At 44.8% G+C, this 9,639-nt stretch carries 6 protein-coding genes; 5 read left to right on the plus strand and 1 reads right to left on the minus strand.

All coding sequences use genetic code 11. From position 1 onward, the window contains the following. A partial coding sequence (locus PN499_RS01840) for a response regulator (RefSeq protein ID WP_272029913.1) occupies positions 1-3,420 on the minus strand: 3,420 nt, incomplete at its 3' end. A gap of 230 nt (positions 3,421-3,650) precedes the next feature. On the opposite strand from PN499_RS01840, the gene PN499_RS01845 reads away from it, so the two are divergent. From PN499_RS01845 to PN499_RS01865, 5 genes are all read left to right on the plus strand, one after another. After that, positions 3,651-4,853, plus strand: a complete 1,203-nt coding sequence (locus PN499_RS01845) for a BMP family ABC transporter substrate-binding protein (RefSeq protein WP_272029915.1) — start codon at positions 3,651-3,653, stop codon at positions 4,851-4,853. A gap of 225 nt (positions 4,854-5,078) precedes the next feature. After that, positions 5,079-6,158 carry an ABC transporter permease gene (locus tag PN499_RS01850; protein ID WP_272029917.1) on the plus strand — a complete coding sequence of 360 codons (1,080 nt, stop codon included), beginning with the start codon at positions 5,079-5,081 and terminating at the stop codon, positions 6,156-6,158. A gap of 169 nt (positions 6,159-6,327) precedes the next feature. Beyond that, entirely contained in the window at positions 6,328-7,257 is a 930-nt protein-coding gene (locus PN499_RS01855) for an ABC transporter permease (protein WP_272029919.1), read from the plus strand. A 43-nt stretch (positions 7,258-7,300) separates the two neighbouring features. Further along, positions 7,301-7,984, plus strand: coding sequence for a biuret amidohydrolase (gene biuH, locus PN499_RS01860; RefSeq protein WP_272029921.1), 684 nt, complete (start codon positions 7,301-7,303; stop codon positions 7,982-7,984). A gap of 43 nt (positions 7,985-8,027) precedes the next feature. Then, positions 8,028-9,587, plus strand: coding sequence for an ABC transporter ATP-binding protein (locus PN499_RS01865; RefSeq protein WP_272029923.1), 1,560 nt, complete (start codon positions 8,028-8,030; stop codon positions 9,585-9,587). Positions 9,588-9,639: the final 52 nt, after the last annotated feature.

The raw sequence follows: 9,639 nt of genomic DNA on the forward strand, positions 1-9,639 counted from the left end.
CCATTGCTCTAAAATCCTTTCCAACTCTTTGAGATCAACGGGTTTGCTGAGATAGTCATCCATACCGGCGGCTAGACATTTATCTCGATCTTGTGGTAAGGCGTGAGCTGTTAGCGCGATCACTACGGTGTGGCGATCGCTATTAGCTGCTTCCCGCCGCCGTAACTCTTGCGTCGCCTCATAGCCATCCAATACTGGCATCTGACCATCCATTAACACAATGTCGTACTTTTTCTCCGCCAACAATCTCAGAGCTTCCTGACCGTTATCAGCACACTCAGCTTCATAGCCCAAAACTTCTAACTGAGCAAGAATAACTTGTTGGTTAACGGGGTGGTCTTCTGCTACTAATATTGTTACTTGGTTATCGTCTGTTGGTGATTTTGTTTGTGTTACTAACCGTTTTTCAGCGATTCCTAAAAGCCGATCGAATAACTGGGAAGGTCTAACAGGCTTGAGGATAAAATCGCAGCAGTCTTTACGGAGGATTTGTCGGAGACGCTGGGCAAATCTGTCTGCGATCGCAGAATCTCGCTGTTGCAGAGAAGTCATTAATAAAAACTTCGTCTGGGCAAACTCAGGGTGAGAGCGAATGGCTTCAACTAACAAATTTTCTCCCTGTTCTACTAACTGTAAATCCAGCAAAACCGCATCGTAAGGTCTTTTCTGCTGACCCGATTTTCGCAAAGTAGCTAAAAGCCTTGCACAGTCTGCCGCCGCATCCGATCGCATCCCCCAGGTATGAGCCAAATATTGCAGCACTTGGCGAGTTCTAGGAGGGGCTGTTCCTAATAGCAATCTACGGCCAGTTAGAGCCAAAGGAATAGCGGGAGAAATCATATTAGCCTGTTTGCTGAGCTCTACTGTAAACCAGAAAGTTGAGCCTTTACCCACCTCGCTTTCTACCCCAATTTCGCCTCCCATCCGTTCGGTCAACTGCTTGCAAATTGCTAATCCCAAACCCGTACCTCCGTACTCGCGAGTGGTAGAAGCGTCTACTTGAGAAAAGGATTGAAATAGTTTTTTCTGAGCTTCTGGGGAAATGCCAATGCCGGTATCTGTCACTGCAAAGCGGAGGAAAACTGAGGTCGAAGTTTGATCGCGGAGAGCGACTTGTACCATGACCTCGCCTTCTTCGGTGAACTTAATCGCATTGGCGACTAAATTTAACAGGATTTGGCGTAAACGGCTCGGATCGCCTCTGAGCGATCGCGGTACTGCACTATAAATTAAAATTGCTAATTCCAGTCTTTTAATTTCTGCTTGAGCTGCTAGTAACTCGACGACTTCTTCAATGCAGGAGTTTAAGTCAAAGTCGATCTCCTCTAGCTGCATCTTTCCTGCTTCCAGCTTTGAGAAGTCGAGTATATCGTTGATGACACTGAGTAGATGATGGGCGCTACTGCGGATGATTTCGGCACAGTCTCGCTGTTTGGGTGCAAGATTTGTTTCTAACAATAATTGAGCCATTCCCAATACACCGTTCATCGGTGTACGGATTTCGTGGCTCATATTTGCGAGGAAATGAGACTTGAGTTTTGCCGTTGCGATCGCGGCTTCTCTAGCTTCCACGAGTTCGCCGATTTGGTGAGTGACGATCACAATACCACCGATTTCACCGCTGGTATTATACCAGGGATGAATTGCCCAACGCAGATAAATTTTGATACCGTCTTCCCATTCCCAGACATCCTCTGGACAGGAGTATATCTCTCCTTGAAGTGCAGATTCTAATTGCTTGCGCCAGCGTTCGGGCATATTTGGAAGCAAATCGTACTGGCACATACCGATCGCGGACTGAACTGGCAGGCGGCTATCAGCGATCCATTTTTCGCTGTGGGCGAGATAGCGCATTTCCGTGTCGAACATTGCCATCGCTACGGGGGTGCAAGAGATAATCTGTTGTAGTTGTTGGCGTTCTTTCTCTAGTTCAACTTCGCGCAACTTGCGATCGCTAATATCCATCGTCAAGCCATCCCAGAGAATGTCGCCATTCTCTTGCCTTTCAGGTCGAGACGAGGCCCAAATCCACTTCAACTTGCCAGAAGGCGTGTTAATTCGATATTCCTCTGTCCAGGGTGTCAAATTTTCAGCAGAGATGGCGATCGAGTCCAATACCCTTTGGCTATCTTCTGGGTGTATCATCTCAATCACCAGCGCCGCATTCTGCTGAATTTCTTCTGATTCGATCTCGTAGATTTCGCGAGCACCACAACTGGTGAAGGGAAAGGAGATCGATCCCTCTGCTGAAATGCAAAACTGGTAAATCATTCCCGGCACATTGGCGGCCAACTTTTGAAAGCGTTCTTCGCTACGTCGCAGAGCCCACTCAGCTTGGCGGCGCTCGACTATTTCCTGCTGCATCAGTTCGTTCAGCTTTGTGAGGGCGGCTGTGCGCTCTTCCACCATCATTTCTAGGTGTTTTTTGTACTGCCGCAATTCCGCTTCTGTTCGGAGGTGTGCGGTGATATCGCGTCCTTCAATGATGATCGGATTAAATTCCCCTGTCTGGTCGAATGCAGGTTTGAAGGAAGCATCGAGGGTAACGATCGTTCCGTCTATACAAGGTATGTCAAATTCTGTGCGAATCAGTTCGCCCCTAGCCGCCGCCGCGATCGCATTTTGCAAGCGTTTTTGAGTCGGGTTTTGAGTCGGATTTTCTAAAGTTTTAAGTTTAGTAACGGAGATGTCTATTTCTCTATTTTCCCTCTCTCCTCTTCCTTCTTCCCTCTCCCTTCTTCCTTCTTCCTTCTCTCCTCTTCCTTCTTCCTTCTTCCTTCTTCCTTCTTCCTTCTCTTCCTTCTCCCCAGTCCACCAAGGCGTTTCCCAGAATGGCTTACCAATGACACCAACGCGGGTAATGCCCCCAAAATCCAAGGCTGTTTGGTTGACTTCCAAAAGTGTACCGTCTGGGGCGACTAGGGCAATCAGTTGAAAAGCTTGGTCAAAGATCGCTCGAAAGCGCTGTTCGCTTGCTTTTAGGGCTGCCTCTGTGGCTTTGCGATCGCGAATTTCGGCTTCTAGTTCGGCATAACTTGGCATCGCTAAAGCTTTGGGAAGCGTCGCGACTGCTAGTAATGCTGTTAATATCGAGATGGTAGCCGCGATCGCTTTGGCAAACGCTGATATCCAATAGCTAGAATGCCACAGCGTCCACAAGTCGGTAATGCTAACAGTTCCCCAGCTAGCGATCGCGGCTGCGAACAACAAAAAAATTCCCCGAAATCGCAGATCCCGGCGCTTGTGGAGGAAATACACCAGCATCCCCAGAATTGAGTAACAACCAACAGCTATTGCTAAGTCTAAGCCTGCGTGCAACCATAATAACTCTGGCTGCCAAAGATAAAAGTCTTTGTGTGAAATAAATGAGCTAGACGCAATTAATTTGCTGTCTATAAGTTTTGTCCAGATTTCCAGCATCACTACTACTTTTAAAAACGACAGGTTCTATACATTAATGCCAGTTAAACCCACTTCTCGATCGTCAACAAGATAGATTTTGGTAGAAATGAAAAAAGCTACCAGTTTTTAGAGTTTTCAACATATACATTAATTGTATCAATAGTTACAAACAAATTATAGTGAAGCTGCTTTAATCTTATTTCATTATTTACATAAAATTCAAAAAATTGCGGAGAAAAGTAGCAGCAGTGAGCAATAAACGTTCTTTAACCTTAAGTCGTCGTCAGGTAGTGCGCGGTTTGTTGTCCGCAGGGGCTTTTGGAGTTACTTTGCGTCTGGGAACAGGATGCACGCCGACTACTGTACCCCAACAAAGCCAAAGTCCTACAGGGCAATCGCCATCTACGGGCACAGGGGCCAAAGTAGTGACAATGGGCTTTATCTACGTTGGTGCTAAAGATGATTATGGCTGGAATCAGGCTCACGCGCAAGGGAAAGAAGGAGTTTCCAAACTCTCTGGGGTGAAAACAGTCGAAGAGGCAAGCGTTCCGGAAACAAATGCCGCCGAAGAAACCATGCTCAATATGATTAATCAGGACGGAGTAACTGTCCTATTTCCTACTTCTTTTGGTTATTTCGATCCCCATATTATCAAAGTAGCAAAAGAGAATCCTACCATTCAATTTTTCCACGCAGGAGGGCTTTACGATGCAACCAAGCATCCTAACAATATCGGTAGCTATTATGGCTATATCGACGAAGCCCAATATATAGCTGGAATTGTAGCAGCTCATACTTCTAAGAGCGGCAAATTAGGGTTTGTGGCAGCTAAACCAATTCCCCAAGTAGTGCGAAATATTAACAGTTATACCCTGGGTGCTCGTAGCATTAAACCCGACATTACAACCCAAGTAATTTTTACCGGTGATTGGTCTTTACCTGTGAAAGAAGCTGAAGCTACTAATAGTATGGTCGATCAAGGAATCGACGTTATTACTTGTCACGTAGACAGCCCCAAAGTGGTAATGGAAACTGCGGAAAAACGGGGTATTTTCTGTACCGGATACCACACGAATCAAGCAGCTTTAGCTCCTAAAGGATATCTGACTGGTGCGGAGTGGGACTGGGCTAAAATTTATTCAGAATATGCCGAGATGCTTTTGGCGGGCAAAAATCTGATGGATGGCGGAATTTCTCACTTGGTACGTGGTGGTTTGAAGGAAGGTTTTTGTAAGTTATCGCCCTATGGTGCGGCGGTGAGCGAACAAGCGAAAAAGGATGCTGATGCGGCACAGGCTAAGCTATTAGATGGCACTTTAGTAATTTATAAGGGGGAAATGAAGGATAATACTGGGAAAGTTGTAATTCCTGCTGGCAAGGACTTCAAACAGCAAGATCCAGAACTAGAAAAGATGACTTGGTTGGTGGAAGGCGTGCTGGGAAGTACCTAAAGAATTAAAAAGTAAAAATTAAAAATTAAAAATGGGAGGAATGAAAGAATTAAAAATTAAACATTAAACATGGGAGGAAGGTAGGTTGGGTAGGGAAAATGAAAAATTAAGTAAATCCACCTAATTAAACATAAGATACCGATGGCTAAAAAGTTGGCTGTATAAGCGTTCTTCCTTCTTCCCTCTTCCTTCTTCCTTCTACTTAAAAAATTACCAATTAAGCCTATGACTACTCAAGTTGTATCTGGAAATCCATCCTCAATAAACTGGCGATCGCTACTAGAAACAGTGACTATTCCCATAGCTGCTTTAGTGGTTTCGCTATTATTATTCGGGATTTTTTGCGCCGCAGCAGGTGCTAATCCGTTAGCAGTATATGGCTCGATTTATAAAGCAGCTTTTGGGAGTTGGTTTTCTTTCCAAAATACCCTAATTCGGGCTGCGCCTTTGATGTTAAGTTCTCTCTGTACAGTCTTACCTGCTCGCTTAGGCTTAGTGATTATTGGTAATGAGGGAGCGATCGTCATGGGGGGACTCGGCGCGATCGCCACTGGTTTAGCTTTAAACAGCGCACCGCCAACTATTGTGCAGTTGGGAATGGCGATCGCAGGCATTATTAGCGGTGGTTTGTGGATCGCCTTAGCCGGGGCGCTGCGGTATTACCGAGGCGTAAATGAAACCATTAGCAGCTTGTTGCTTAATTATATCGCGATCGCGCTTTTGAATCATTTAGTCGGCGGCCCGATGCGCGATCCCAGTTCCCTGAACAAACCTTCTAGCTATCCCCTCGCTGATGTCAATATGCTGGGGACTTTGCCGGGAACGCGAGTTCACTACGGCTTGATTTTTGGGCTAATTGTTTGCGCGATCGCTTACGTCTTGATTCAGCGAACTACCTTTGGTTTTGCTGTTCGCACGGCAGGTGGTAACGTTCGAGCAGCACGAATGGCCGGATTACCAGTAGGTAAATTAACATTAATTATCTGTTTTCTGGGAGGTGCTTGTGCAGGTTTAGCCGGGATGGTAGAAGTGGCAGCCGTACACGGCAAAGCGAATGAATCCCTAAATGCAAGTTACGGTTACAGCGGCATTTTAGTTGCATTTATTGCCCGACAAAATCCTTTAGCTGCCGTGCTAATTTCAATTTTGTTAGGTGGAATTTTAGCAAGTGGGGGAATTTTGCAGCGATCGCACAATCTCCCAGATGCCACAGTTTTAGTTTTCCAAGGATTAGTTTTCTTAGTGATTCTCTTCAGTGAATCGCTTTATGGCAAACTGCCATTTTTCAAGCAACAAGACAGATAAACGAAAGATAACTTAGGGTGGGTGAGCCTCGGCCAGAAACCGGGTTTCTTCATAGATATCTAGTTACAATCGCAGATTTTTATAAGAAACCCGGTTTCTTTCAACTAACGACTAACAACCAACAACCAACAACTAACAACTAACAACTAACAATTAACAATTAACAACTATGTCAACAGAAACTTTAGGGTGGTGGGGAGTGCCGATCGCGATCGCAGCAGGAACACTTAGAGGAAGCGCACCCTTTCTATTCGTTAGTCTCGGCGAATGTCTGACCGAAAAAAGTGGCAAAATCAACCTCGGTTTAGAAGGTACTTTATTAATGGGTGCGATGAGTGCCTACGCCATATCCTATCTAACTCAATCACCTTGGTTAGGCGTTTTAGCAGCAGGAATTTCTGGGATGGTATTAGGAGCAATTCACGCTTGGCTATCCCAACGTCCCAAAGTTAATGATGTAGCAGTTGGCATTGCCATGATTATCTTCGGAAGCGGTTTAGCTTTCTTTTTTGGCAAGCCTTTTATCCAACCCGTTGCCCCCCAATTACCCACCATTGAATTAGGTGCTTGGATTAATCAGCCAGCAATTCAATCAGCTTTAAAAATTAGCCCTTTATTTATCATCGGCGTTGCCATAGCACCAGCAATGCAGTGGTTTTTTAAATCCACGCGCTGGGGGTTATTTATCCGTGCCGTTGGTGACAACCCTGCTGCTGCTAGAGCGATGGGAATTCCTGTAAAATTGGTGCGGACAGCCTGCATTATGGTAGGGAGTTTCTTAGCAGGAATTGGCGGAGCTTACTTATCTCTTTATTACCCTGGAAGTTGGACAGAACGGATTTCTAGCGGTCAAGGATTAATGGCCGTTGCCTTAGTAATTTTTGCCCGTTGGAATCCCGTGCAATGTTTATATGCAGCTTTATTGTTTGGAGGAGCGCAAGCAATCGGGCCCGCTTTGCAATCAGTAGGAGTAGATTCTTACTACTACTTGTTTAATGCCTTGCCTTACATCTTAACCCTAGCAGTAATGGTGATTACCTGTTCGCCAACTCGGACAGCAATTGGTGCTCCCGGTGCTTTAGGAACTGACAATGATTAAAGGTTAGTGATGTTCGCTCGCAAACTACAATCTCAAATTTTTTATGGGACGTTTTGTTGAATCTGAACCCTATCCATATCCTTTTAACGGCGATTTACGCCCAGAAAATACAGTGCTGCTAATTATTGATATGCAGATAGATTTCTGCGGAGTTGGCGGTTATGTAGATAAAATGGGTTATGATTTGTCGCTGACACGCGCACCAATTCAGCCAATAAAAAAGGTATTAGAAATAGTACGAAATCTCGGCTTTCACGTCATCCACACCCGCGAAGGACATCGACCAGATTTATCAGACTTACCAGAAAATAAACAGTGGCGAAGTCGTAGAATTGGTGCAGGAATTGGCGACTCCGGCCCCTGCGGGAAAATTTTAATTCGCGGTGAAAGTGGATGGGAAATTATTCCTGAACTTGCTCCTTTACCTGGAGAATCAGTAATTGATAAACCCGGAAAAGGTTCTTTTTACGCCACAGATTTAGATATGTTACTAAGGCGTAAAGGCATCCAAAATATTATTCTGGCAGGAATAACAACTGATGTTTGCGTCCACACCACAATGCGGGATGCGAATGATAGAGGTTACGAATGTTTGCTACTTTCTGACTGTACCGGTGCAACAGATTATGGCAATCATCTGGCCGCACTCAAGATGATTAAAATGCAAGGCGGCGTTTTTGGTGCTGTCGCTGATTCGGAAGCATTAATTAGCGCCATCAAAGAGTAGTTATTTCACAAACCACTTTGTTTTAATTTTAAGGAGCAAAACCATGCTAGAAATTCCCAATCCAGAAATCATCACTCCCAGCTCAAAACTCCCTCAGCCACCCGATATCGAATTGGTAAATATCACCAAGCGATTTGGTTCGCTTTTAGCACTTGATAACGTTTCAACACACCTGAAACCAGGAACTTTTCACGCTTTACTAGGTGAAAATGGAGCGGGTAAAAGTACCTTAGTCAAGTGTATTATGGGCTTCTACACTGCTGACAGTGGAGAGATTATAATTGATGGACAACCGCGCACTATCAACAGTCCTTACGATGCTTATCAATACAGTATCGGCATGGTCTATCAGCATTTTACTCTCATTCCCTCAATGACAGTCGCAGAAAATTTAGTGCTGACGCGGCCAGATACTCCTAACGTGATTAACTGGAAAGCTGAATATGAACAATTAGCGGCATTTCTAGAAACTGCACCATTTAAAGTTGATTTGTACAAACCCGCAAATCAACTTGCAGCCGGAGAAAAGCAAAAGGTAGAAATCCTGAAACAAATCTACCTCAAAAATCGGTTTCTTATCCTCGATGAACCTACATCTGTACTCACACCAGACGAAGCTGATGAAGTTTTAGGCTTACTCAAACAAGAAGTGAGTGCGGGACATTTAAGCGTGTTACTTATTACCCATAAATTCCGAGAAGTAACATCATTTGCCGATGAAGTTACAGTTCTGCGAAGGGGAAAATTTGCAGGTAGTGGGTCAGTTAAAGATTTATCTACTTCCGAAATGGCTAAGATGATGTTGGGTGAAGAACGCAATGCCATTCAAATAGAAAAACTAGCCGAACTTCCGGGAGAACCTGTCATCAAAATTGAAGATCTTTGTGCCAATGGTGACAACGGACTGGCGGCGGTAAAATCTGTAAATCTGACAGTTAGGAGGGGAGAAATTGTTGGGATTGCCGGGGTTTCTGGCAATGGTCAGCGAGAATTAGTAGAGGTTTTAGCAGGACAGAGAATTGCGACATCTGGACTATTAATGGTCAATGGGGAAGTTTATAAAGCAACTCGTCCAGAAATAGTCAAACATCGGGTTTTCTGCTTACCAGAGGAACCACTACGAAATGCTTGCGTTCCCCAGATGAGTGTTGGCGAAAATATGGCTTTACGAAAGTTCGATCGTGCGCCAATGGCTAAAGGCAATTTGTTTCTAATTTTGAAGGAAATTCGACTAGCTGCAATGGCTTTAATTGAGAAGTTTTCTGTGAAAACTCCCTCGGTAGATACCCCCATTAGTCATCTTTCGGGTGGTAATGTGCAGCGGGCTGTACTAGCAAGGGAATTTTCAAATCATAACATTAATCTGTTAATTGCTGCTAATCCCTGTTTCGGGTTAGATTTTGCGGCGGTTGACTATATTCACTCGCAGTTAGTTGAGGCGAGGAATGAGGGTGTGGGTGTACTATTAGTGAGTGAAGATTTGGATGAGTTGTTGAAATTAGCTGACCGACTTGTGGTGATGTCTGGCGGTAAGCTGGTTTATGAAAGTCCGATCGCAGATGTCGATATTCACGAAATAGGTCACTATATGGCTGGACATTAATCTTGCATTTGCTTAAGTAGGGTGGGCGCTCGCCGCAAACAGCCTGTAACTC

Source organism: Kamptonema animale CS-326, from assembly GCF_028330895.1.
GTDB lineage: Bacteria > Cyanobacteriota > Cyanobacteriia > Cyanobacteriales > Microcoleaceae > Kamptonema > Kamptonema formosum.